Annotated in this window: 20 protein-coding genes; 11 read left to right on the top strand and 9 right to left on the bottom strand. The window is 74.2% G+C overall.

What is annotated here, in order from left to right:
- Positions 1–37 precede the first annotated feature (37 nt).
- The 3 genes from K8Z49_RS05030 (at position 38) to rpoB (ending at position 4898) form a co-directional block, all read left to right on the top strand.
- Positions 38–817, top strand: coding sequence for a metalloregulator ArsR/SmtB family transcription factor (locus K8Z49_RS05030; RefSeq protein ID WP_412517700.1), 780 nt, complete (start codon positions 38–40; stop codon positions 815–817).
- Positions 804–1193: a VOC family protein gene (locus tag K8Z49_RS05025; protein WP_021599855.1), complete on the top strand. Its 390-nt coding sequence runs from the start codon at positions 804–806 to the stop codon at positions 1191–1193. The genes K8Z49_RS05030 and K8Z49_RS05025 overlap by 14 nt, the downstream gene beginning before the upstream one ends.
- Positions 1194–1418: 225 nt before the next feature.
- Positions 1419–4898 carry a DNA-directed RNA polymerase subunit beta gene (rpoB, locus tag K8Z49_RS05020; protein ID WP_412517699.1) on the top strand — a complete coding sequence of 1160 codons (3480 nt, stop codon included), beginning with the start codon at positions 1419–1421 and terminating at the stop codon, positions 4896–4898.
- Positions 4899–5048: 150 nt separating this feature from the next.
- Here the strand turns inward: rpoB and K8Z49_RS05015 are convergent, their stop codons facing one another.
- Together K8Z49_RS05015 and K8Z49_RS05010 are read right to left on the bottom strand one after the other, a co-directional pair.
- Positions 5049–5915, bottom strand: coding sequence for a hypothetical protein (locus K8Z49_RS05015; RefSeq protein ID WP_412517698.1), 867 nt, complete (start codon positions 5913–5915; stop codon positions 5049–5051).
- Positions 5916–6010: 95 nt separating this feature from the next.
- Positions 6011–7993: a heavy metal translocating P-type ATPase gene (locus tag K8Z49_RS05010; RefSeq protein WP_412517697.1), complete on the bottom strand. Its 1983-nt coding sequence runs from the start codon at positions 7991–7993 to the stop codon at positions 6011–6013.
- A gap of 119 nt (positions 7994–8112) precedes the next feature.
- On the opposite strand from K8Z49_RS05010, the gene K8Z49_RS05005 reads away from it, so the two are divergent.
- A complete protein-coding gene (locus K8Z49_RS05005; RefSeq protein ID WP_412517696.1) occupies positions 8113–8589 on the top strand; it encodes an ArsR/SmtB family transcription factor in 477 nt (158 codons plus the stop codon).
- Between the two features lie 144 nt (positions 8590–8733).
- Positions 8734–9201, top strand: a complete 468-nt coding sequence (locus tag K8Z49_RS05000) for a hypothetical protein (protein WP_412517695.1) — start codon at positions 8734–8736, stop codon at positions 9199–9201.
- A 26-nt stretch (positions 9202–9227) separates the two neighbouring features.
- Here the strand turns inward: K8Z49_RS05000 and K8Z49_RS04995 are convergent, their stop codons facing one another.
- The gene (locus K8Z49_RS04995) at positions 9228–9596 is read right to left on the bottom strand and encodes a YybH family protein (protein ID WP_111831606.1); all 369 of its coding nucleotides are present in this window, start codon (positions 9594–9596) and stop codon (positions 9228–9230) included.
- Between the two features lie 145 nt (positions 9597–9741).
- Between K8Z49_RS04995 and K8Z49_RS04990 the strand changes: the two genes are divergently transcribed.
- Positions 9742–10185, top strand: coding sequence for an acyl-CoA thioesterase (locus tag K8Z49_RS04990; RefSeq protein WP_021598879.1), 444 nt, complete (start codon positions 9742–9744; stop codon positions 10183–10185).
- Positions 10186–10335: 150 nt separating this feature from the next.
- Here K8Z49_RS04990 and K8Z49_RS04985 read toward each other — a convergent pair whose 3' ends face one another.
- The 3 genes from K8Z49_RS04985 to K8Z49_RS04975 are packed head-to-tail and all read right to left on the bottom strand — an operon-like array spanning position 10336 to position 13469.
- Positions 10336–11310 carry an ARPP-1 family domain-containing protein gene (locus K8Z49_RS04985; RefSeq protein WP_111831605.1) on the bottom strand — a complete coding sequence of 325 codons (975 nt, stop codon included), beginning with the start codon at positions 11308–11310 and terminating at the stop codon, positions 10336–10338.
- A 49-nt stretch (positions 11311–11359) separates the two neighbouring features.
- A complete protein-coding gene (locus K8Z49_RS04980) occupies positions 11360–12691 on the bottom strand; it encodes a hypothetical protein (RefSeq protein ID WP_021598877.1) in 1332 nt (443 codons plus the stop codon).
- 55 nt (positions 12692–12746) lie between these two features.
- A complete protein-coding gene (locus tag K8Z49_RS04975) occupies positions 12747–13469 on the bottom strand; it encodes a TetR/AcrR family transcriptional regulator (RefSeq protein ID WP_412517694.1) in 723 nt (240 codons plus the stop codon).
- A gap of 93 nt (positions 13470–13562) precedes the next feature.
- On the opposite strand from K8Z49_RS04975, the gene K8Z49_RS04970 reads away from it, so the two are divergent.
- Positions 13563–14510: an ATP-binding cassette domain-containing protein gene (locus K8Z49_RS04970; protein ID WP_021598875.1), complete on the top strand. Its 948-nt coding sequence runs from the start codon at positions 13563–13565 to the stop codon at positions 14508–14510.
- 55 nt (positions 14511–14565) lie between these two features.
- Positions 14566–15339: an ABC transporter permease gene (locus K8Z49_RS04965; protein WP_412517693.1), complete on the top strand. Its 774-nt coding sequence runs from the start codon at positions 14566–14568 to the stop codon at positions 15337–15339.
- On the opposite strand, the gene K8Z49_RS04960 is transcribed toward K8Z49_RS04965, so the two are convergent.
- Positions 15237–16277 (bottom strand): EamA family transporter, encoded by a 1041-nt coding sequence (locus tag K8Z49_RS04960; RefSeq protein WP_024936802.1) that lies wholly within the window; start codon positions 16275–16277, stop codon positions 15237–15239. The genes K8Z49_RS04965 and K8Z49_RS04960 overlap by 103 nt on opposite strands.
- 241 nt (positions 16278–16518) lie before the next feature.
- On the opposite strand from K8Z49_RS04960, the gene K8Z49_RS04955 reads away from it, so the two are divergent.
- On the top strand, positions 16519–19449 hold the full coding sequence (locus K8Z49_RS04955) for a hypothetical protein (protein ID WP_412517692.1): 2931 nt from the start codon (positions 16519–16521) through the stop codon (positions 19447–19449).
- Positions 19450–19566: 117 nt separating this feature from the next.
- Positions 19567–20682, top strand: coding sequence for a helix-turn-helix transcriptional regulator (locus K8Z49_RS04950; protein WP_412517691.1), 1116 nt, complete (start codon positions 19567–19569; stop codon positions 20680–20682).
- A gap of 14 nt (positions 20683–20696) precedes the next feature.
- Here K8Z49_RS04950 and K8Z49_RS04945 read toward each other — a convergent pair whose 3' ends face one another.
- Together K8Z49_RS04945 and K8Z49_RS04940 are read right to left on the bottom strand one after the other, a co-directional pair.
- A complete protein-coding gene (locus K8Z49_RS04945; protein ID WP_412517690.1) occupies positions 20697–21377 on the bottom strand; it encodes an ATP-binding protein in 681 nt (226 codons plus the stop codon).
- A 477-nt stretch (positions 21378–21854) separates the two neighbouring features.
- Positions 21855–22751 (bottom strand): alcohol dehydrogenase catalytic domain-containing protein, encoded by an 897-nt coding sequence (locus K8Z49_RS04940; RefSeq protein WP_111831661.1) that lies wholly within the window; start codon positions 22749–22751, stop codon positions 21855–21857.
- Between the two features lie 100 nt (positions 22752–22851).
- Here K8Z49_RS04940 and K8Z49_RS04935 point away from each other — a divergent pair, with 100 nt between their 5' ends.
- Complete coding sequence (locus K8Z49_RS04935; protein WP_021599212.1) at positions 22852–23256, top strand: winged helix-turn-helix transcriptional regulator; 405 nt, start codon at positions 22852–22854, stop codon at positions 23254–23256.
- Positions 23257–23336 lie beyond the last annotated feature (80 nt).

Genomic DNA, 23336 nt, shown 5'->3' with positions numbered 1-23336 from the left:
CTATTCCATCAAACCGGTTTGATGTATCGTCGGTGGCATGGGGTCATCGAGTCAAGCCGCCCCGGCGTTCGTGCGCTTGGCCGCCCACCCGCTGCGCTGGCGGCTGCTGACCGCGCTCGCCGCGGGCGACCTGCGGGTCCGCGAGCTGACGGCGCTGGTCGACGCGCCGCAGAACGCGGTCTCCTACCATCTGCGGCTGCTGCGCGAGGGCGGCCTGGTCACCGCCTCCCGCAGCAGTTTCGACGGCCGCGACAGCTACTACCGGCTGGATCTGGACCGCTGCGCGCAGGCCCTGGCCGACACCGGGGCCGTCCTGCATCCGGCGCTGCGCCCCGCCCCGCCGCCCCCGGCCGGCCCGCGGCGGTGGCCGCGCGTGTCGGTGCTGTTCGCGTGTACCGGCAACAGCGCCCGCTCGCCGATCGCCGAGGCCCTGCTGCGCCACCACACCGCCGGGGACGTGACCGTGGCCAGCGCCGGGAGCCGGCCCAGACCGTCCGTCCACCCGCAGGCGGTGCGGATGCTGTGCGAGGAGTACGGCATCGACATCGCCGGCCGGCGGCCCCGCCATCTGGACACCCTGCGCGACCACCGGTTCGACTACGTGATCACTCTGTGCGACAAGGTCCGCGAGGTATGCCCCGAGTTCGGCGGCGACCCGCGGCGCGTCCACTGGAGCATCGGCGACCCGGCGGCGGGTCCCGCGGGGCGGGCGGAGCACGCCGCGTTCGCCCGCGCCGGGGCGGTCATCGATGCCCGCGTCCGCCACCTGCTGCCCGTCATCGCCCAGACATCGGAGGCCCATCATGACGGCACCTGACCAGTACGCCGGCGTCCGCTACCTCGTGGACGACGTCCAGGCGTGCGTCGACTTCTACACGACCCACCTCGGCTTCACCCTGGGGCGCGACGCCGTGCCCGCCTTCGCCGACGTGGTGCGCGGCCCGCTGCGGCTGCTGCTGTCGGGGCCCGCCAGCTCCGGGGCCCGCGCCACGCCCGCCGACGCGGCCGCCCCGGGCCGCAACCGCATCCACCTGGTCGTCGACGACCTGGCCGCCGAGATCGAGCGGCTCCGCGGCGCGGGCCTGGCCTTCCGCAGCGAGGTGGTCGCCGGACCCGGCGGGCGGCAGATCCTGCTCGCCGATCCGGCCGGCAACCTGATCGAGCTGTTCCAGCCCGCCTCCGCCACCGCCTGAGCGGGCCGGCCGCCTCCGTCCGATGCGACTTGACGTGGTCCACGTGCGCGTGCGATCCTGGCCACGGCATCGAAGTTGACAATGAATGCGGCACGTGGACATTTCTGTTCACGTGCTTTATGCTGCCCTCTCGCGCTTGCCCTCGATGCCCCACTCCCCTGCGTTGGCTGTGATGGCGTCCGGCGCGCGTGTTCAGTCCGCCGCGAGCCCTCGGAAGGACATCTGTTGGCAGCAGCCTCGCGCAACGCCTCCGCCGTACCCGCTGGTCCTCGTCGCGTGTCGTTCGCGCGCCTTGACGAGCCGCTTGAGGTTCCCGACCTTCTCGCTCTGCAGACCGACTCGTTCGACTGGCTGCTGGGCAATGAGAGGTGGAAGGCCCGGGTCGAGGCGGCCCAGAAGGCCGGTAGTAGGAGTGTCCCGACGCAGTCGGGGCTGGAGGAGATCTTCGAAGAGATCAGTCCGATCGAGGACTTCTCCGGGACGATGTCGCTGTCGTTCCGTGACCACCGGTTCGAACCGCCCAAGTACTCCGTGGAGGAGTGCAAGGACAAGGACATGACCTACTCCGCCCCGATGTTCGTCACGGCGGAGTTCATCAACAACACCACCGGTGAGATCAAGAGCCAGACGGTGTTCATGGGTGACTTCCCGTTGATGTCGCCCAAGGGCACCTTCATCATCAACGGGACCGAGCGGGTGGTGGTGTCCCAGCTGGTCCGCTCGCCGGGGGTGTACTTCGATCGGGCGCTGGACAAGGCGTCGGACAAGGACATCTACGGGTGCCGGGTGATCCCGAGCCGGGGTGCCTGGCTGGAGTTCGAGATCGACAAGCGCGACAACGTCGGGGTGCGCATCGACCGCAAGCGCAAGCAGCCGGTGACGGTGCTGCTGAAGGCGCTGGGGTGGGACGAGGCGCAGATCCGGGAGCGGTTCGGCTCGTATGAGTCGATCAATGTCACGCTGGAGAAGGATCACACCTCCGGTCAGGACGATGCCCTGCTGGACATCTACCGCAAGCTGCGTCCGGGGGAGCCGCCGACGCGGGAGTCGGCGCAGACGCTGCTGGAGAACCTGTACTTCAATCCCAAGCGGTACGACGTGGCCAAGGTCGGCCGCTACAAGATCAACAAGAAGCTCGGTCTGGACCTGGACATGAACCAGGGCACGCTGACCAAGGACGACATCGTCGGCACGATCGAGTACCTGGTGCGGCTGCACGCCGGCGAGGAGGAGGCCACTCTCGGGGCGGTGCCGGTGCCGATCGAGGTCGATGACATCGACCACTTCGGCAACCGGCGGCTGCGCACGGTGGGTGAGCTGATCCAGAACCAGGTGCGTTTGGGGCTGGCGCGGATGGAGCGCGTCGTCCGGGAGCGGATGACCACCCAGGACGTCGAGGCGATCACGCCGCAGACGTTGATCAACATCCGGCCGGTGGTGGCCTCCATCAGGGAGTTCTTCGGCACGAGCCAGCTCTCCCAGTTCATGCAGCAGAGCAACCCCCTCGATGGCCTGACGCACAAGCGGCGGTTGAACGCTCTGGGTCCGGGTGGTCTGTCGCGTGAGCGGGCGGGCATGGAGGTCCGTGACGTCCACCCGTCGCACTACGGCCGGATGTGCCCGATCGAGACCCCGGAAGGCCCCAACATCGGCCTGATCGGGTCGCTGGCGGCGTTCGGCCGGGTCAACCCGTTCGGGTTCATCGAGACGCCCTACCGCAAGGTCGAGAACGGTGCCGTCACGGACCAGATCGACTACCTCACCGCCGACGAGGAGGACCGGTTCGTCGTCGCGCAGGCCAACTCGCCGCTGAACGAGGACGGGTCGTTCGCGGAGGACCGGGTCATGATCCGCAGGAAGGGCGGCGAGGTCGAACTCGTCCGTCCGGCGGAGATCGACTACATGGACGTCTCGGCGCGGCAGATGACCTCGGTCGCGACCGCGATGATCCCGTTCCTGGAGCATGACGACGCCAACCGGGCGCTGATGGGCTCCAACATGCAGCGGCAGGCCGTTCCGCTGCTGCGCAGTGAGGCGCCGCTGGTGGGCACGGGCATGGAGTACCGGGCGGCGACCGATGCCGGCGACGTCATCACGGCCGAGAAGGCCGGCGTCGTCGAGGAGGTCTCGGCCGACTATGTGTCGGTGATGAACGATGACGGCACCCGGACGACGTATCGCGTCACGAAGTTCAGGCGGTCGAACCAGGGCACGTCGTACAACCAGAAGCCGATCGTGGACGAGGGCCGGCGGGTCGAGGTCGGGCAGGTGATCGCCGACGGGCCGTGCACCGACGACGGTGAGATGGCGCTGGGCAAGAACCTGCTGGTGGCGTTCATGCCGTGGGAGGGCCACAACTACGAGGACGCCATCATCCTGTCCCAGCGGCTGGTGCAGGACGACGTCCTGTCCTCGATCCACATCGAGGAGCACGAGGTCGACGCCCGCGACACCAAGCTGGGCCCCGAGGAGATCACCCGGGACATCCCGAACGTCTCCGAGGAAGTGCTGGCCGACCTCGACGAGCGCGGCATCATCCGCATCGGCGCCGACGTCGTCAATGGTGACATCCTGGTCGGGAAGGTCACGCCGAAGGGCGAGACCGAGCTGACCCCCGAAGAGCGGCTGCTGCGCGCGATCTTCGGTGAGAAGGCGCGGGAGGTGCGCGACACCTCGCTGAAGGTCCCGCACGGCGAGCAGGGCAAGGTCATCGGTGTGCGGGTGTTCTCCCGCGACGACGGCGACGAGCTGCCGCCCGGGGTGAACGAGCTGGTCCGGGTGTACGTGGCGCAGAAGCGCAAGATCACCGATGGTGACAAGCTCGCGGGCCGGCACGGCAACAAGGGCGTCATCTCCAAGGTGCTGCCGGTGGAGGACATGCCGTTCCTGGAGGACGGCACCCCCGTCGACATCGTCCTGAACCCCCTCGGCGTCCCCGGGCGCATGAACGTGGGCCAGGTCCTGGAGACCCACTTGGGGTGGATCGCCGCCCAGGGCTGGGACATCGGCGGTGTGCGGGAGGAGTGGGCGGAGCGGCTGCGCGAGAAGGGCTTCGAGCGGGTCGAGCCGCGCACCAACGTCGCCACGCCGGTGTTCGACGGTGCCGGCGAGGAGGAGATCATCGGTCTTCTGGGCAGCACCATCGGCAACCGGGACGGCGGCCGGATGGTGATGCCGAGCGGCAAGGCCCGGCTGTTCGACGGCCGGTCCGGTGAGCCGTTCAAGGACCCGATCTCGGTCGGCTACATCTACATCCTGAAGTTGCACCACCTGGTGGACGACAAGATCCACGCGCGGTCGACCGGCCCGTACTCCATGATCACCCAGCAGCCGCTCGGCGGTAAGGCCCAGTTCGGCGGCCAGCGCTTCGGTGAGATGGAGGTGTGGGCCCTGGAGGCCTACGGCGCGGCCTACGCGCTGCAGGAGCTGCTGACCATCAAGTCCGACGACGTCCTCGGCCGCGTGAAGGTGTACGAGGCCATCGTCAAGGGCGAGAACATCCCCGAGCCCGGCATTCCCGAGTCCTTCAAGGTGCTCATCAAGGAGATGCAGTCGCTGTGCCTCAACGTCGAGGTGCTCTCCAGCGACGGCATGTCCATCGAGATGCGCGACACCGACGAGGACGTCTTCCGCGCCGCGGAGGAGCTCGGCATCGACCTGTCCCGCCGTCCTAACGAGGGCGCGATGAACATCGACGAGGTCTGAGCGAGGAACCGCCAGTCCGGGAGCCCGTCCGCTGAGCGGCGGGCTCCCGGACTTCGAGGACCATCGGTCGCGGCGATGGATCGGCCGTTCGGGCAGTGTCGCGGTCGCTCCACTCGCGCATGACGGGTCCCAGGCCGGTATCTCCGGTGGTCACGCGTTTCGGGTTTCGTTGTCCGGGGTGAGTGCCGCGTGGAGCCGGGCGAGGCGTGTCGCCAGGCCCGGGTGACCGGATGCCGCGGTTTTCCGGCTGAGCTGGTCGGCGCAGTGCTGATACAGCGGGAGGAGTTCTCGCTGGAGCAGTCCGGCGGCTGCGGGATCGTCGATACCGTTGGCGCGCCAGCGTGCGGCGCAGGTCACCAGGGTCCTGGAGATGTTCGGTGTGGCGGTGTACCAGCGTGCGGCGTCGTCGTTGCGGCCGAGGCGTCCGGTGGTGGCGGTGTAGAGCAGGCGCACGGGGAACAGCACGGCCTTGGTGACGGCGCGGGCACCTCGCCCGGCCAGTGCCGCGGAGTCGCCGAGCATGCGCAGATAGGCGGGATCGCCGAACTTGGCCAAGGCGAAGGTGGCGCTGTCGAGGAGAAGATCTTCTGTGCTGGGCCGGGCGCATCGGGCGCGCTGGTCGGTGCCGTGCAGCAGGACGCCGGAGTCGAGCAGGTCGAGCCGGTCGGTCGCGGGGAAGCGACCGGCCTCGGTGCCGTGGGCCAAGTGCTCCCAGTCGCTCCAGAAGATCGATAGTCGTTCGGCCAGGGCGTAGTGGGTCGAGCCCCTGTAGCACTGGACGGTGTCCCGGTGAACGGCGTCGATGGCCGGCGCCAGGGCTTGGTCGGCCTGGTCGACGATCAGCGCCAGGTCCACGTCGCTGACGTCGGGGACGAAGCCGCCGTGCGCCAGGCTGCCGATCGCGAACGCCGCGGTCAACCGGCCGTTCAGCCTCGCGTCGGCCTGGGCGACCGCTTCCCGCACTATGTCCCGCCCCACCGGATGGGACAGGGGGGCATCGGATGGGCTGGGGGTCATAGCTGACTCCTTGTGCTCGGTCCGGCCGCCGCCGTCGGCTGTCAGGGTCCGGCGGCGCCGGTGCCTGCCGGTCGGTGTAGGGGGCTCGGTGGTGGTCAGGACGGTTCGGTCGCCGCTTCGCCCGCGGCCCGGCGCCAGGCGGCGCCGCGTAGCAGGCGCAGCCCGTTGAGCGCCACGATGACGGTGGAGCCCTCGTGGCCGGCGACGCCCAGCGGCAGCGGCAGCGTGCCGACCAGGTCCCAGAGGACCAGGCCGGTGATGAACACCGCGGCGATGACCAAGTTCTGCGTTACCAGCCGCCGGGCCCGCCGCGACAGGGAGATGACCGCGGGAATGGCGGCCAGTTCGTCGCGGACGATGACGGCGTCGGAGGTCTCCAGCGCGAGGTCGGATCCCGCGCGGCCCATGGCGATGCCGGTGTGCGCGGCGGCCAGCGCTGGTGCGTCGTTGACGCCGTCGCCGACGACCAGCACTCTGCGGCCCTGAGCGTGCAGGTCCCGCACGGCGGTGACCTTGTCGGCCGGGAGCAGGCCCGCGCGGACGTCGCCGATGCCGGCGTCAGCGGCCAGCCGGGCGGCCGCGGCCGGGTTGTCGCCGGTGACCAGGATCGGGCGGACGCCGGTGAGGACGGTCAGGGCGGTGACGGTGGCCGCGACGTCGGGGCGGAGCCGGTCGGTGATCCCGAGTACCCCCGCCGGGGTGTCGTCGAGTTCGACCAGCACCGCGGTGCGGCCCTGCTCCTCCAGCCGCTCGGCGACCGCGGCGGCGGGGTGGCCGCCGGTGCCGGTCCGCAGCCGGGCCGGGCTGCCGACCGCGACGCGGCGGCCATCGACGGTGGCGGTGACGCCGGTGCCCGGCGTGGAGGCGAAGTCGGCCGCGGCGGGGACGTCCAGGCCGCGGGCGCCCGCCGCGTCGATGATGGCGCGGGCGATCGGGTGCTCGCTGGGATGCTCGGCTCCCGCCGCCAGCCTCAGCAGTTCCTCCTCGGTCAGGCCCGCCGCCGGCAGCGGGCGGATGTCGCTGACCCGCGGGACGCCCTCGGTGAGGGTGCCGGTCTTGTCGAGGGCGACCTGGTCGACCTGTCCGATCCGTTCCATCACCACCGCGGACTTGACCAGGACGCCGTGCCGTCCGGCGTTGGCGATGGCCGACAGCAGCGGCGGCATGGTGGCCAGCACCACCGCGCACGGCGATGCGACGATCATGAAGGTCATCGAGCGCAGCAGCGATTCGGTCAGCCCGGCGCCGAACGTGAGCGGGACGGCGAACACCGCCAGTGTCGCGGCGACCATTCCCACGCTGTAGCGCTGCTCGACCTTCTCGATGAACAGCTGAGTCGGCGCCTTGGTCTCGGACGCCTCTTCGACCATCGCCACGATCCGCGCGATCACCGAGTCCGACGGGTCGCGCTCGACCTTCACCCGCAGCGCGCCGGTCCCGTTCAGGGTGCCGGCGAACACCTCGTCCCCGGCCTGCTTGGCCACCGGCAGCGGCTCCCCGGTGATGGTGGCCTGGTCGACCTCGCTCGCCCCGTCCAGGACGCGGCCGTCGGCGCCGACCCGTTCTCCCGGCCGCACCACGATGGTCTCGCCGACGGCCAGCCGGCCGGTGGGGACGGTGTGCTCGGCGCCGTCATCGGCCAGGCGGGTCGCGGTGGCGGGGGCCAGGTCGAGCAGGCCGCGGACCGAGTCGGCGGTGCGGGCGGTCGCGACCGCCTCCAGTGCCCCGGAGGCGGCGAAGATGACGATCAGCAGCGCCCCGTCCAGCACCTGCCCGATCGCCGCCGCGCCCAACGCGGCCGCCACCATCAGCAGGTCCACGTCCAGCGTCCCGCCCGTGAGGGCCTTCAGCCCCGCCCAGCCCGGCTCCCACCCGCCGGTGACATAGGTCGCGGCGAACAGTGCCCCCCACGCCCACGCCGGACCGTCCAGCAGGTACACCGGCAGCCCGGCCGTGAACAGCACCAGCGCGGCCGCCGCCCACCGCGCCTCCGGCAGCGCCAGCACCCGGGTGCGGCGCCGGGGCGCCGCACCCTCGCCCGGAGCGGTGGGGCCGGCCGGGGTCAGGGGGGAAGTCATGGGCAGCGTCCTTCATGAGCAGGAAGCCGGAAACGGCCGGATTACAGCCGGGGCGTCCACCGCATCAGGAACACATGAACAACAATTCATGCTTTCATGGGTGTCGTAGCATGGCCCGCATGGGTCATGGAGCGCCGCAACGGTCCGGCACCGCCGCCGGCGGGGCGTCGCGCGCGCGGCTGGACGCCGCGTCCGCGGCCCGGGTCGCGACCACGCTGCAGGCGCTGGCCACCCCCTCGCGGCTGCTGATCCTGGCTCGGCTGCGCGAGGGCCCGCTGCCCGCCACCGAGCTGGCCGCCGAGGTCGGAATGGAGCAGTCCGCCTGCTCCCACCAGCTGCGGCTGCTGCGCAACCTCGGCCTGGTGGTCGGCACCCGCCAAGGCCGCTCAGTGGTGTACGCGCTGCACGACGACCACGTCGCCGAACTCCTCGACCAGGCCGTTTACCACGTCGAGCACCTCAACTTGGGCCTCAGCGACGCCGTTCCGGCGTCCGCCGCGTCGGGCACCACGGCGGGTGCAGTCCGACCCGAGCCCGCACCCGCGGCGGAGGCCGGCGCCGGCCCCGAGAAGCAGCCGGCGACGACCCGCGAGTGACCGGCCGCCTCGACCTCCATCTCCAACGGCGTCGATTGTCGGTTCGCTTCGGCAGATTGTGTCTCCTTCCGGAGGAACATCAGTCCCGCAGATCTCCGGAGTCGCACCGTTAGTCGTCTGGACCCGACGGACAAGGATGTGGTCGTGGCTGGTGACGACATTGCTCAGGCAATCCTCGACAGGCGGGACGTCCTGCATCCCTGTCGCTCCGGATCTGGCCGAGCAGGCCCAGGCGCATGTGGGCACATCTCCGCCGAGCCGCGTGACCGGTGCGCCGTCACCGACGACGCGGGGCCCGGCGACTGGACCGACTCCCTCCTGAAGGCCAGCGGAACCTACACCGAGCTCCCGGTGGACGAGGGGCTGGTCTGCGAGTCCGGCGACTCGGACGCACTGCTGGACGGGCCGCTGGCCCGAGCCCGCACCGCCGAACTGTACGGCGTCGAGCCGGCGCGGCTCCCCGGCACGATCCACGCGGACTTCTGCGTCATCCCCGCCTTCTCCGATTGGTGGAGCGCGCTTGGAGCGCGCTTGGAGCGAGCCACCCCGGACGACGCACCTGACATCCTCCTGGACGGGCCCCCTGATCAGGACATCGGTCGCGGCCGATGATCTGACGGCGGGCCGCGGGTGGGCTTCTAGGCGTCGGCGGGTGGGACGAATTCGGGCTGGTCGATGACGCGCAGCCAGCTGCCGTCGGGCTGGCGGCGGACGACCTGCGCGCGGGCGCCGGCGCCGTCCCGGGGCGGTGTGGAGGTGAGGGCGATGTCGCCGTTGACCAGCGTCGGCAGCGGCTCCTCGGGCTCGAAGCGGGGGCGGCCGGCCAGGACCTTCTCCCACAGCTCGCGGATGGCGTCGCGTCCCACGGTCTGGGAGCCGGGCGGGTAGGCCAGGACCGCGTTCTTCTCGTAGAGCGCGGCGACCCCGGCGGCGTCGCCGGCGTTGGAGCGCTCGACGAACAGGCGGGTGATGTCCTCGGGCCGCATGGCCTTGTCGTGTTCCGTCATGGGTTCCTCCCCGATGTGCGCGGCTTGCGTCTCCCATCGTGGTCGCCGCCCGTCCAGAAGTCCAAGAGATGGTTCTTCTCCAAGCCAGAAGCGAGCGTTATGGACGACGCGGGACGGTCGCGGGGATGGTGCAGGATGATCCGGTATGGGTGAGGTGTTCACGCATCGGCTGCGGGTCCGGTACAGCGAGTGCGATCAGCAGGGCGTGGTGTTCAACGGCCACTACCTGTTCTTCTACGACGTGGCGCTGACGGAGATGTGGCGGGAGCTGTTCGGCGACTACGCCGACATGGTGGCGCAGGGCTACGACCTGGTGGTGGCGGAGGCGCGGATCCGCTACCGGGAGGGCGCGCGGTTCGACGATCTGCTGGACGTGTCGATGCCGCTGGCGCATCTGGGGACCACGAGCATGATCGTGCGTCCGGTGTTCCGGGTGGGTGGGCGCCTCATCGCCGACGGGGAGGTGCGGCATGTGTTCATCGACCCGCCGTCCAAGGCCAAGAGGGAGATGCCGCCGCAGGTCAGGTCGGCGCTGGAGCCCTATCTGGACGGGGCGGGACAGACGGCCGGCGCCTCGTCAGGCTTTTGATCGCCGTAACGACGGCCTCAGCGTCGCGCGTTTCCGATGTGGAATCGGGGTTCCGCCTGACGTGCCCGGCACAGTTCCCGCGGCCGTCTTGATTGAAGCGGGTGCCGCGTCCCCGGGGCAACCCCTTTTTCCGCGGGGTCGCCCCGGGGGTCAGCGGGCGAACAGGGAGGCGTAGACGGTGCGGTCGCCGTCGGTGACGACCTGCCCGGCCAGGCGGGGGCCGGTGACGGTGGACAGCCGCAGGTTCAGGTAGCGGTCCTCCTCGACCAGGTCGGCGGCGGGGTCGGTGAAGGCGTCGGCGATCCGGCCGCCGATCTCGGCGAGGCGGGCGGCGCGGTGGTGGTCCAGGGCGCCGCGCAGCGCGGCGAGCCCGGTGCGGCCGCCGGTGTCGAGGGGGTCGGGGGCGGTGGGCGCGGCCGGTTCGGCGTGCCAGGCGGCGACGCCGTAGGCGAAGCAGGCCAGCGCGGTCCACATCTCGGCGAAGTAGCCGGGGTCGGGGGTGATCTCCAGGCCGGCGAACGCGCCGGAGACGAAGAACAGCGCGCCGATCTGGCCGGGCTGCGGTTCCAGCCGGGACTGGAACCGGGTCAGCACGGGCCGCTTGCGGGACAGGATCTGCTCCAGGTGGCCGCGCCGCGGCAGGCCGTGCCGCACGTTGAGGTCGGCGATGTCGTGCCACAGCTTGGTGTAGCTGCTCACGCCGCGCAGTTCCAGGGCGCGTGCGCGCAGTTCGACGGGCAGGACGAAGAACCACTGGTCGCGTCCGGCGAGGTAGCCGCCCTGGCCCTGCTGGACGCAGCAGGCGTCCTCGAAGCGGAGCGTCTGCCCGGCGGCCAGGAACGCCGACCGGCACAGGGCGTGGTTCTGGGCGCCGTCCTGGATGTAGCCGATGTGCAGGGGGACGATCGCGACGCCGGAGGAGGCGGCGTTGGTGAGCTCGACCTGCCCGTACGTGGGGACCCCGGTCAGCTTGAGGCCGGTGCGGGGCGGCACGAGGCCGGGGTGGGAGGGCCCGGAGATCGGCACCATGGTGAGGGCGCCGGCCTGCTGGGGGGTGCCCAGGCGGTGCCCGGCGAGGCTGAGCGGGCCGGGCAGGAGGGTGTCGAGCGCCGTCATCTCGGTCATGCGGTGCTCCCTTCGGTCGGTGCGGGCCCGGCTTGTTCGTGCGGGGTGTTCAGGCGGCGAGGCGGGCGGCCAGGGCGTCGGCCCGCCGCTCCAGGGCGTCCAGGCGGGCGTGCAGGGCGGTGCGCAGCCAGGGCGCGCCGGCGTCGCAGTGCCCGAACATCCAGGGCAGGAGTTCGTCGAAGTCGTCCTGGTGCCAGAACCCGCGCTGCGGGAGGGAGGGGGCGGGGCGCCGCAGTGCGAGGTCGTCGCCGCCGGTGAACATGGCGTGGCAGAACACCACGGGGGTGGTGATGCCGGCGCGCGGCATGCCGGCCACGACGCGGGCCAGGTCGCCGGGGAAGACGTTCTCGTATCCGTCGGAGACGACGGCGACCAGGTCGGGGTCGGCGCCGAGGGCGTCCAGGACGCCGGTGGCCAGGTCGGTGGCGCCGCGGGGGGCGCGTTCGTCGCCGCCGGTCTCGATGACCTCCAGCCGGTCGCACACCTGGGACAGCACCATCCGCAGCGCGGCGGCCTGCGACAGCACGGCCCATTCGCGGTCGCCGTAGCCGCGCATCGACGCCGAGGCGTCCAGGACCAGCGCGAGCGTGCCGGCGAAGCGGGGGAAGGCGCGGGCGGCCTGGTCGACCTGGCGGCCGAGCGCGGCGTACAGGTCCTCGGAGGGGCCGCCCCGGTACAGGTGGACCAGGGTGGCGGCGATGTCGCCGCGGTTGGTGGCGGTGATGGTGGCGGGCCGTTCCCGGAGGGTGTCGAGGGCGAGCGCGGGCTCGTCCGGCACCGGGAGGTGCGCGGGCTCGCGGGTGGTGCCGTAGAGGGCCTGGACGCGGGCGGGCGCGGCGGCGGGGTCGGTGAGGAACCGCAGCAGGCGGCGCCGCAGGTAGTCCGAGCCGGTGTCGCCGCCGTGGATGCGGCGGGCGCAGCCGCGGGCGGTGTCGGTGCCGAGGGCGTGCTCGAAGCAGTCCAGGAGGGCGGGGCGGCGGGCGGCGATGAGCGCGTCGGCGCCGGGGTGCTCCAGGACGAACCGCAGCGCGGTGCGGGTGGTGTGCTTGTGGTTGGCGCGCAGCCGCCGCAGCGTGAGCAGGACGGTGATGACGTGGCCGGGCGGCAGCCCGAGGGTCAGGACGCGGGCGGTGCGGGCCTGGACGGCGCGGGCCCGGTCGCCGAGCCCGGCCTGGGAGGCGGCCAGGATCTGCAGGAGCACGCGGGCGCGCTGCCAGGGCCGCACGCCGGGCGCGAGGCCGAGCAGGGCGTAGCCTTCGGCGTCGTCGGTGTGGGCGGCGCGGTGCAGGTCGGCGTCGTCCCAGCGCGGGGCCGAGCCCCGGGGCAGGGTGAGCGCGGTGTCGTGGTGCTGCAGGTGGGTGAGCAGTGTGGGGATGTCCATGATTGTCGGCCTCCGCAATCACGGAGTGTAGGAACGACCGGGAGCGGTCCGACACTCATTTTCCGGCGGCCGGCGGCCCGCCGTCGCTTTCCCCCGTCCCGTGGGCGGGGGGTGCGGCGGCGTAGCCGCCGAGGCCGTGCTCCAGCAGGTCGAAGGCGCGTGCGGCGGCGGCGTAGACGTCCTCGCGCATCTCCTCCAGAGTCTCCCCCGCGCTCTTGCGGTCGGCGATGTGCTCGACGAGGGAGGTCTGCACGGCGAGGATCATCGCGGCGGCGGCGCGGGGGGCGATGTCGCCGGGGCCGGCGCCGGTGTCCTCGGCGAGCAGCCCGGCGAGGTGGTCCTCGGCGCGGCGGATCATCTCGCGGCTGCGGGCGGTGAGCGCGGGGCTGTCGCGGACGGTGCGGGTCCAGACCTCCGATCCCTCGTGGAAGGCGGTCTGGTAGGAGCGGGCGTCCAGGCCCTCGAAGAACCGGCGGCGGAACACGGCGGCGGCGCTCTCGCCGGGGCGGCGGTCGCGGAAGTCGCGTCCGGCGGCCTCGATCATCTCGTCCTGCCGGTCGAAGAACAGGTCCTCCTTGGTCTTGAAGTAGTTGAAGACGGTGTTGACCGACACGTCGGCGGCGCGGGCGACGTCGGCGATGGTGACGGCGTCGAACCCGCGCGTCATGAACAGGCCGGTGGCGATGTCGGAGATGCGGCGCCGCGTCTGGCGCTTCTTGCGTTCCCGCAGCCCCAGCTCCGGTTCTGTCCCGGCGCCCGGCAGGGTGTGCTCGCCCATGCCGGCGAATATACCTTCACTGATGTCACTATAAATTTGGTGTGACTGCAAAATTGTGGTTACTCTGTGGACATCGCTCTGAGGGAGGACATCGTGATCGAGGCGCGCGGGCTGGCCCGCACCTTCACCGCCGGGCACGGGACGGTCGAGGCCGTCCGCGGCGTGGACCTGTCGGTCGCGGCCGGCGAGATCGTGGGGTTCCTCGGCCCGAACGGGGCCGGGAAGACCACGACGCTGCGGATGCTGACGACGCTGCTGGCGCCGACCGCGGGGACCGCGCGGGTCGCGGGCCGCGACCTGCGCGCCGACCCGGCGGGGGTGCGGCGCCGCATCGGCTACGTCGCCCAGGGCGGCGGCACCGACCCGGCCGTCCCGGTCGCCGAGGAGCTGGACCTGCAGGCCCGCCTGCACGGCGTCACCGGCCGCCGGGCGCGGATCGCCGAGCTGTGCGCGCGGCTGGACCTGGACGGCCTCGCGGCGCGTCCGGCGGGGTCGCTGTCGGGCGGGCAGCGGCGCCGCCTGGACGTCGCGCTCGGGCTGGTGCACCGGCCGCCGCTGCTGTTCCTGGACGAGCCGACCGCCGGGCTGGACCCGCAGAGCCGCGGCAACCTGTGGGACCACGTCCGCTCACTGCGCGACCGCGACGGCACGACGGTGTTCCTGACCACCCACTACCTGGACGAGGCCGACGCGCTGTGCGACCGGCTGCTGATCATCGACCGGGGCCGGATCGTCGCCGAGGGCACGCCCGCCGCCCTCAAGCGCCGCGTCGCCGGCGACGTCGTCACGCTGGCGCTGGCCGACGCCTCGGCCGCCGGAGCGGCCCGCGCCGCCCTGTCGGCGCTGCCGGAAGTCCGCGAGGCCGCGGTCGCCGGCGGCGCGGTGCGGCTCACCGTCCAGGACGGCGAGAAGGCGCTGATGCCGCTGATGCGGGCGCTGGACGGCGCCGGGGTGGACCTGGCGTCGCTGAGCCTGGCCCGTCCCACCCTCGACGACGTCTTCCTCGCCGTCACCGGCCGCTCCCTGCGCGACGCCGCCTGACCGCCCCCGCTTCCCCCTCCCCCGGCCGACCCGCCCGAACCAAGGAGTGCCCCCGATGTCCTCTGCCGCCCGGACCGTGTCCGACACCCGGCTGATCTTCCTGCGGTACATGCGGCAGACGCTGCGCAGCAAGGTCGCGGTGGTGTTCGGCCTGATGCAGCCGCTGCTGTACCTGGTGCTGTTCGGGCCGCTGCTGTCGGAGCTGGTGGACGTGCGCGGGTTCGGCGCGGGCAGCGCCTGGCAGGTGTTCGTGCCCGGCGTGCTGATCCAGCTGGCGCTGTTCGGCGCCGGGTTCGCCGGGTTCGGGCTGATCGCCGACCTGCGGTCGGGGGTGGTGGAGCGGCTGCGCGTCACCCCGGCCAGCCGGACCGCGCTGCTGCTGGGACGCGTCCTGCGCGACACCGCCGTCATCGCCGTGCAGGGGCTGCTGCTGGTCGCGGCCGGGCTCGCGCTGGGGCTGCGCGCCCCCGCAGGCGGTATCGCCGCCGGTCTGCTGCTGGTGGTGTCGCTGACGGTCGGTGTCGCGTCGCTGTCCTACGTCCTGGCGATGAGGACGCGCACCGAGGACGCGTTCGCGCCGCTGCTGTCGGCGGTGACGCTGCCGCTGATGCTGCTGTCGGGGATCCTGCTGCCGATGAGCCTGGCGCCGGGATGGCTGGACGCGCTGTCGCGCCTCACCCCGTTCCGGTACGTGGTGGACGCGGCGCGGGCGGCGTTCCTCGGCGACTACGCCTCGGCGGCCGTCGCCGAGGGCGCGCTGGTCGCGGTGGTGCTGCCGGCGGTGTCGGTGTTCCTGGGCGTCCGCCGGTTCCGCGGCGACAGCGCCTGACCCGCCGGCGGCACCGCGGCGCGCTGGGCGATGTAGGCGCCGGTCAGCACGACCGCGCCGCCGAGCATCTGCACGGCGGTGAGCCGCTCGCCCAGCGCGGCCCAGGCGATGAGGGCGGCGGCGACGGCCTCGGTGTAGCAGATCGCGCCGCCGACCTGCGCCGACAGCCGCTGCAGGCCCGCGACCCCGGTGAGGTAGGCAAGGACGGTGCTGACGATCCCGATCCAGGCGACGAGCGTCCAGCCGGGCGCGGTGTGACCGGCGACCGGCACGGCCGCGCCCAGCACGTCCCACGGCAGCGCCCACGGCGCCGCGAGCCCGGCAAGGGCGGCCGCGGCCACGACGCTGCCGGCGCAGGTGATGACCAGGGGGTCGACGCGGCCGGTGAGCCGGTCGACGATGAGGAAGTAGCTGGCCTGGCAGGCGGCGGCGCCGAGCCCGGCGGCCAGGCCGACCGGGTCCAGCGACAGGCCCGTCCAGACCTGCACGACCAGGGCCAGGCCGGTCATCGCGATCGCGACGCCGGCCGCGGCGGTGCGGTGCACCGGGGCGCGGCGCACCACCCGCAGCCATCCCAGCACGATGACCGGGCCGCTGAACTCCAGCAGGATCGCCACCCCCACCGGCAGCCGGGACGCCGCGACGAAGTAGCACGCCTGGCAGCCCGCGACACCGGTCAGCCCGTAGACGGTGAGGGCGCGCAGGTGGGGGCGCAGGCCACGGGCCGCGGCCCGGCCCCGCCAGATCACCGCGGCCGGGACCAGCACCAGCGCCGCCACCGCGATCCGCAGCCAGACCGCCTGCAGCGGGCCGAGCCCGGCCTCGATCAGGGCCTTGCCGAACGGCCCGGACGCGCCGAAGCACACCGAGGAGAACAGCGCCAGGAAAAGGCCCCACGCGCGGGTCCGCGCGGCGCCGTCACGTGCGGCGGCGTCCATCCTCACCCCCGGGTCGCGTGGTCCGCCGATGCGCCCACCCCCGGCGGGCTAATGAGCATCCTTCCATAACGGTCCTTACACGTCGATGGCGCGGGCCCGGGCCGGGGTGGGGGGCGTCGCCCCACAGAGCACAGGCCTGAGCCGGGGGGTGTGGCGGATCGTCCCCTCACAGAGCGCCGGCCACCTGTCCGTAACGTGCGCGATGCCGGACGAACCGTCCGCTGCGACTACTATTCGCCGGATGAGCTGGCAGGCGGCCGGGGCGGCGCCCGGCGGAACCGGAGGGGGCCCGAGCGGCGACCTGTTCGCCTCGGTCGAGGGCAACGTGCGCGAGCTGGTGGCCTCACCGTGGTGGCAGACCGCCCCGCCGGCCGACCGCGCGGCCCAGATCGCCGCGCGGATGCTGTGGGGCGCCGGCGAATGGTGGCTCTACGGCGCGTGGGGCCGCTGGTACCGGTGCGGCCTGGACGGCACCTGGCACCCCTGCCCGCCGCCCGCGCAGTTCGAGGACCGCCGCGTCGCCGTCCCCGCGCCGAGCGGCGCCGGGACACCGCCCGTCCCGCCGCAGCTGTTCCCGACCGGCCCCGACCTGGCCGCCGGGCGCGTCGCGCCGCTGGGGTTCCTCGGGCCCGTCCCCGACACCGCCGTCGTCGCCCGCATCTCCCAGGCCCTCACCACCGCGCTGGCGGTCAACCCGCAGCAGTTCGCCCAGCGCGACCCGATGTTCCAGCCCGGGACGCCCAGCACCGTCGCCGCCGCGTGGGGCGCGCTGCTGTGGTGCGCCGGGTCCCCCGTCGTGCTGACCGAGCACCCGCTGATCGAGTCGTTCATCCCGTTCCTGACGACCTCGGCCGAGCAGCTGCACTGGATGATGCCGCCCGACTTCGGCACCCTCGCCGGCTACTACGTCCACCGGCTCGGCGCCGGCGACGGCGGCGGCGCCGCCCACATCGCCCGCGTCATGTACGAGGTCGCCGCCGGGCTGCAGGCCGACCCGCGGTTCCGTCCCGGCGCCGACGCCCTGGCCGCGGTGACGGCGGCGTCGCTGCGGATGGTCAACCAGGACCTGGCGACCGTCCGGTACGGGCCCGAGGCGATCCTGCAGGAGTGGCGGCGCCGCTGCCCCGCCGAGTACGCCACCCCGATGGTCCGCGACACCGCCCCCGGCGAGTACCTGCGGCTGGCCCTGTACGACCTGCAGGAGATCGTCGCGGGCCTGACCGGGCCGCGCCCGGCGGCGCCCGGCCGCGGCCACGACGAGGTCCGCCGCGCCGGGATCGCGGTGCTGGCGGCCGACCTGCAGGCGGCGCCGGGCGCGCTGCCGGCGCTGCAGCGCTGGCTGGACACCGACAGCGCCCGGACGCTGCAGGCGGTGCTGTCGGACCCGGCCAACCCGCTGCGGTCGCTGTGGCCGCGCGACGGCCGGCTCCCCGACACCCTGCGCAGCGACGACCCCGACGCCCTCGCCGCGCTGCTGTCCACCACCTACACCCTCGGGCTGACGTGGTGCCGGCTGGCGCAGGTGCCGCCGCCGGCGACGGGGTTCGCGGTGCCGCAGGCGGTCGCGGCGGAGCTGACGTCCCCGGCGATGCACACGCCGCCCTCCACCGACGAGCTGTCGGCGTGGGACATCATCAAGGCCGCCCGCGCCCACATGGCCGCCGAGCGCGCCACCTCCGGCACCGACCAGCCGGTCGCGCCGGTGCCCGAGCCCGCGCAGGACGCCCCGGGCCCGCCGCCCGCGGTCGCGCCGGTCCCGCCGCCGGCCGCGCCGGTCCCGCCGCCGTCGGCCCCGGAACCGCCCGCCCCGCATGCGGCCCGGCCCGCGCCTCCGCCGGAGTCGCCGGCGCCGTTCCCGAGCCCGCAGCCGCCCCCTCCGCAGGAGGCGCCCGCCCCGCCCCCACCAGCCCCTTCGGCGGACCCGTTCGGCTCCGACACGCCGCCGCCGCGGATCCCCCCGCCGCCCGCTCCCCCGGCGGTTCCTCCGGCGGCGGACCCGCCCCCCGAGGCCTCCGCGGACCTGCTGTTCGAGGAGGCGCCGCCGACGCGGCGCACGCCTGCCCCCGGCCGCCAGTCCACCCCGCCTCCGCCGCCTCCGCCTGCGCCGCCGGCCCCGCCGCCGGGTCCGCCCGCGGCCGAGCCCGCCGCACCGGCGTGGCCGCAGGCCGGTCCCGGGCCGGCGTGGCCTTCGGAGCCGCAGAACACGCAGCTGGACGACGCGTTCCGGACCCAGCTCGACCCGGGTCCGGCGTGGCCGGGCGCGGAGGCCCCGGCGGCGCCCGCCCCGTCGCCGGCGCCGCACGCGGATCTTCCGCCGCCGCCCGCGCCGGTGCCCGAGCCGCCGCCCCCGGTGCCGCCGGCGCCCGTCCCCGAGCACAGCCCGCAGGTCGCCGAGGCGTACGGGATCCGGTTCCTGTGCGGCGCCGACGACATCGAGCGCGTGGTGACCGAGGTGCGGCGGCGCGGCAAGTGGGCGCGGCGGCTGCGCGGGCAGGAGGTGTCGAGCGCGTCGGCGCCGGCGCTGCTGCTGATCGGCGCGCCGTCCAGCGGCCAGCGGCGCCTGGCCCGGATGGTGGCGCGGGCGCTGGCGGAGGTGGAGGCCTCCAGCGGCGACGTCCACGCCGTCCACGCCGAGGACCTGCGCGAGCAGGGCCCCGACGGGCTGCGCGCCGCGCTGGACGAGCACGCCGGGCACGTGCTGCTGCTGGACGGCCTCGACGGCCTGATCCTGGACGAGGCGCAGGGCGCGGCGTACGCGTCGGTGCTGTACCGGACGCGGCTGGAGGGCGTGAACGACACCGCGCTGCTGGCCACGTGCGAGCCGGACCGGGTCGGGGAGCTGTCGGCGGCGTCACCGGAGCTGGTCACCGACCTGCGGGCGGTGCGGCTGCCGGACCTGGCGGCCCCGGAGGCGCGCTCGGCGCTGGTCCGGCTGCTGGCCGAGGAGCGCAGCCTGCGCCTCGGGTCGGACGCCTGGGCGGTGGTGGACCGCGAGGTGGGGTCGCTGCGCCCGCGCGGCCGGCTGACGGGCGCGCGGCTGGTGGAGGCCTACCTGGACCGGGCGGCGACGCGGCATCTGGGCAGCGCGGAGGCGACGCAGGCGATCGGCAGCGCGCTGTCGCTGACGGCGGCCGACTTCGAGGGCCTGGCGGCCGAGCTGTCCGGTCGCTGACCCCGCCGAGCCCGACCCCGCGGGCCCGACCCCGCGGGCCCGATTCCCCTTGCCCGCGGGGGATTTGGGCCCCTGCCCGGCGGCGGAATGTCGGTGGGCGAGGTCACGATGGGTGACGTGGACCGTGTAGACCGGCTGCTGGAGCTCATCGCGGAGCTGAGGGCGGCCTCCCCCGAGCCGCTCGACCCGGCCGTGCTGGCGGCGCGGCTGCGGGTCAGCGAGCGGACCGTCCGCCGCGACCTGGAGATGCTGACGCACGGCGGGCTGCCGGTGCGGGCGGAGAAGGGCCGCGGGTACGTGCTGCCCGAACCCGAGGCGCCGGCGCCGCTGACCGAGGCGGGGTCGCTGACGGGCCCGGTGCGCGACGCCCTGGCCGAGGCCGTCCGCACCCGCCGGGTGGTGCGGCTCGCCTACACCGACCAGGCGGGGGCGCGCAGCTTCCGGGACGTGGAGGCGCACGGCCTGGTCATCGCCCCCTACGGGGAGTACCTGGTGGGGTGGTGCCGGATGCGGGACGGGCCGCGGATGTTCCGCCTGGACCGGATCGGCGCGGCGTTCCTGTCGGGGCGCGGCGCGGAGGTCCGCGACCTGGACGAGCTGCTGGCGGCGCTGCGGGTGCCGATGCCGCGTCCCCCGGCCGAGCCGGCGCCGCGCGGTCCGGCGGGCGCCGCGCGGGCGCGGGCGTGGACGCTGGACCGGCTGGAGCTGGTGCGGTCGCGGCTGCGGGACGCGGCGGCCGAGGTCCGCGGCGGCGGCGAGGGGGCCGCGGCGCTGCGCGGGGTGCTGGGGCACCTGGCGGAGTGGACACGGTGGCAGGCGGCGGCGATCCGGTCGGCGGCGACCGGCGAGGACCCGGTCCTGGCGGGCCGCCCGCCCGCGTTCCCGCCCGATTTCGGGCGGGAGATGCCCTATGACGCGCGGGAGCGGATGATCCAGGACGCGATGGCGCTGCGGTCGCTGGGCGATCTGGCCCGCGACCTGCAGGAGGTGCTGGAGGCGGTGGGGCACTGGGCGGCCGGCTGCGACGACGCGCTGTGGGAGGACGAGCTGCCCGACCCCCGCCCCTACGGGCCGCCGGGCCCGCCGCGTTTCCTGGCCGACCTGCTGGCGGGCTGGCGCGGCCCGCTGGCCCACATCGAGTGGCATCTGGACCGGCTGACCGACGAGCCGCCGGTCCCGCCGGGCGACGACGAGGAGGCGTGGGTCGTGGACCGCTGCCCCTTGCAGGCCTGACCCGGTCGGGCGGGTCAGTTCCGCGCGGCGCCGCCGGCCGTGCCGCCGGCCGTGCCGTTGACTGCGCCGCTGCCGTTGGCGGTGGGGTGGCCGGGCGGGCGCGAGAGGTGGCGGGTGAACCAGACCGTCTTGCCGGACGGGCCGGGGCGGGCGCCGAACTCGGTGGCGAGGGCGGCGACCAGCAGCAGCCCGCGGCCGGCCTCGGACCAGTCCAGGACGCGGGGCGGCTCGGCGGGCACGCGGGGCACGGCGGAGGCGGCGTCGCTGACCTCCCCGACCAGCCGCACGGGCTGCCGGGTGCCCGCCGGCGCCCCGCCGGGGGCGGGGCCCGCCGTGCCGTCCGCCGTGCCGCCCGCCGCGCGGACCGGCTCGCCGGGCACCGTGCCGTCCGGGGCGGTGTCCAGGCGGAGGGTGAGGCGGACGGGTCCGGACCCGTGCACGACGGCGTTGGTGACGAGCTCGTCCACGATGAGGACGATGTCGTCGAGGGCGGCGGGGTCGGTGACGTGCCAGCGGCGCAGGGCCTCTCCGGTGAGGGCGCGGGCCCGGGACGCGGCGCGGGGGCCGGGGTCCAGGTCCCAGCCCGCGGCGGCGCCGGGCCTGTCGTTCACGGTGTCGTGGGCGCCCCCGATGGCGCTGATGGTCGCGTCGTCGCCTGCTGCGGGTCGTGTGGTGCTGGTCCCCGTGGTGTGCACTGCCCCGTCTCCTCACCCTCTGCCGGTCCCCCGTGGTTCGGCGGCCCTCGGTGCGCGGCCGTGTCCCGTCGCGGCCGCGTCCGGGGACGCCGGGGCGTGGCGGCCGGGCCGGTGGTCCCCGCACCGCCGGCCGGTGGCTCCCGGGCGTTCCCCGCACTGGTTCATAGGAAGTGACGCGTCGGCGGGCGGGCCGGTGCACGGCCGTAGGGCAACCCTCACCCGGAGGTGAGGTGAACTTCACATGCGGGGTGCCGGTGGCGGTGGCACCCGCGCGGAGCCGTTACAGTGGGTGCGTCGGTGTGGCATGTGTCCCCCGGGCTCTACTTGACGCCTTCGGGGAATACCGCCGGTCCCATGCGGTCCGGGCTGGAGCTTCGTTGTGCCTTTCGCCGTGAGGCGACCACCACACCGGCGTGAACGCCGTGGCCCCGGCGAGTCCGTCTCGCCGGGGCTTCGGCGTTTCGCATGTAGAACGGCTCACGGCACCAGGAGCCATCGTCCCCGCTGCCCGCCGCCGGCGACCTTGTCGTAGGCGGTGGCGCTGTCGGCCAGCGGGACGCGTCCGGCCACCCGCGGTTCGAGGACGCCGGAGGCGGCGAGGGCGAGCAGGCCGGCGAGCCTGGCGCCGTCGGGCTCGACGCTGACGACGGCGACCTCGATCCCGCGTTCGGGGGTGGCGGGGGCGGCGGCGGGCACGCCCGCGAACGCGCCGCCGTCGCGGACGGCGCCGAGGGCCTCGGCGTGCAGGACCGCGCCGTCCAGGACGGCGTCGAAGGAGCGCTGCGGTATCCGGGTGACGAGCTCGCGGGCGCCTGCCCGCAGTACGAAGTCGCGGTCGGAGGCGCGTGCCAGCCCGGTGACGGTCCAGCCGGCGTGGGCGGCCAGGGCGACGGCGTAGCCGCCGACGGCGCCGGCGGCTCCGGTGACCAGCAGAGTACGCCCGCGGGCGGGGCCGAGCCGGTCCAGCAGCTGCGCGGCGGTCAGGCCGTTGACCGGGAGGGAGGCCGCGGCGACCGGGTCGAGGCCGGCCGGCAGCGGCGCGGCGGCCGCCGCGGGCACGAGGGTCTCCTCGGCGTGCGCGCGGACGGGGGCGGTGAAGTCGGCGTGCACGGCGGCGACGGCGTCCCCGGCCGAGAAGCCGGTGACGGCGGCGCCGGTCGCGGTGACGACGCCGGTGAGGGACAGGCCGAGGCCGACCGTGCCGGTGAGCCCGAAGATCTGCCGGGCCGGGCCGGCGGCGACGAGGGTGTCGACGGGGTCGACCGATGCCGCCGTGACGCGGACGCGCAGGTCGCCGTCTCCGGGCGGGGGCAGCGTCACCTGCTCCAGGGCGGGCGCGGCGGTGCCGGGCTTGGACACGAGTGCGAACGTCATGGTGGGCTCCTTGCCGTCGATGGACGACACCACCATCGGTGACTTACTCTCTTTTGGGAAGTAGGCACTTTGAGGTGGGGTACGCACCCGGAGGTGGGCCATGGACGTGGGCTCGGACGTGGGCTCTGCCGAGGTTCCGGCGGGGCGGTTCGACGCGTTCGCCGCCTCGTGCCCGAGCAGGCGGCTGCTGGACACGATCGGCAACAAGTGGGCGAGCCTGGTGATCGCGGCGCTGGGACTGGACGGCCGGTCGCGCTACAGCGACCTGTCCGCGCGGATCGCGGGCGTGAGCCAGAAGATGCTGACCCAGACCCTGCGGAACCTGGAGCGGGACGGGCTGGTGACCCGCACGGTGACCCCGTCGGTGCCCGTCCGCGTCGACTACGAGCTCACGCCGCTGGGCCGGTCGCTGCTGGACACCATCTGCCGGATGAAGGCGTGGGCGGAGGAGCACATGCCCGAGGTGGACCGGGCGCGCGAGGAGTACGACCGCAGGAGCGCCTGACCGCGCGCCGCGGCGCCCCCGGGCGGGAGCCCCGGGGACGCCGCGGTGGGCGGTGGCCGGTTTACGGCGCGCTGCTTCGG

This window comes from Actinomadura madurae (assembly GCF_047130825.1).
In the GTDB taxonomy this organism is placed as follows: Bacteria; Actinomycetota; Actinomycetes; order Streptosporangiales; family Streptosporangiaceae; genus Spirillospora; species Spirillospora madurae.
The sequence above is the reverse complement of the archived record's forward strand: the minus strand, read 5'-3'. Positions and strand labels throughout refer to the sequence as shown.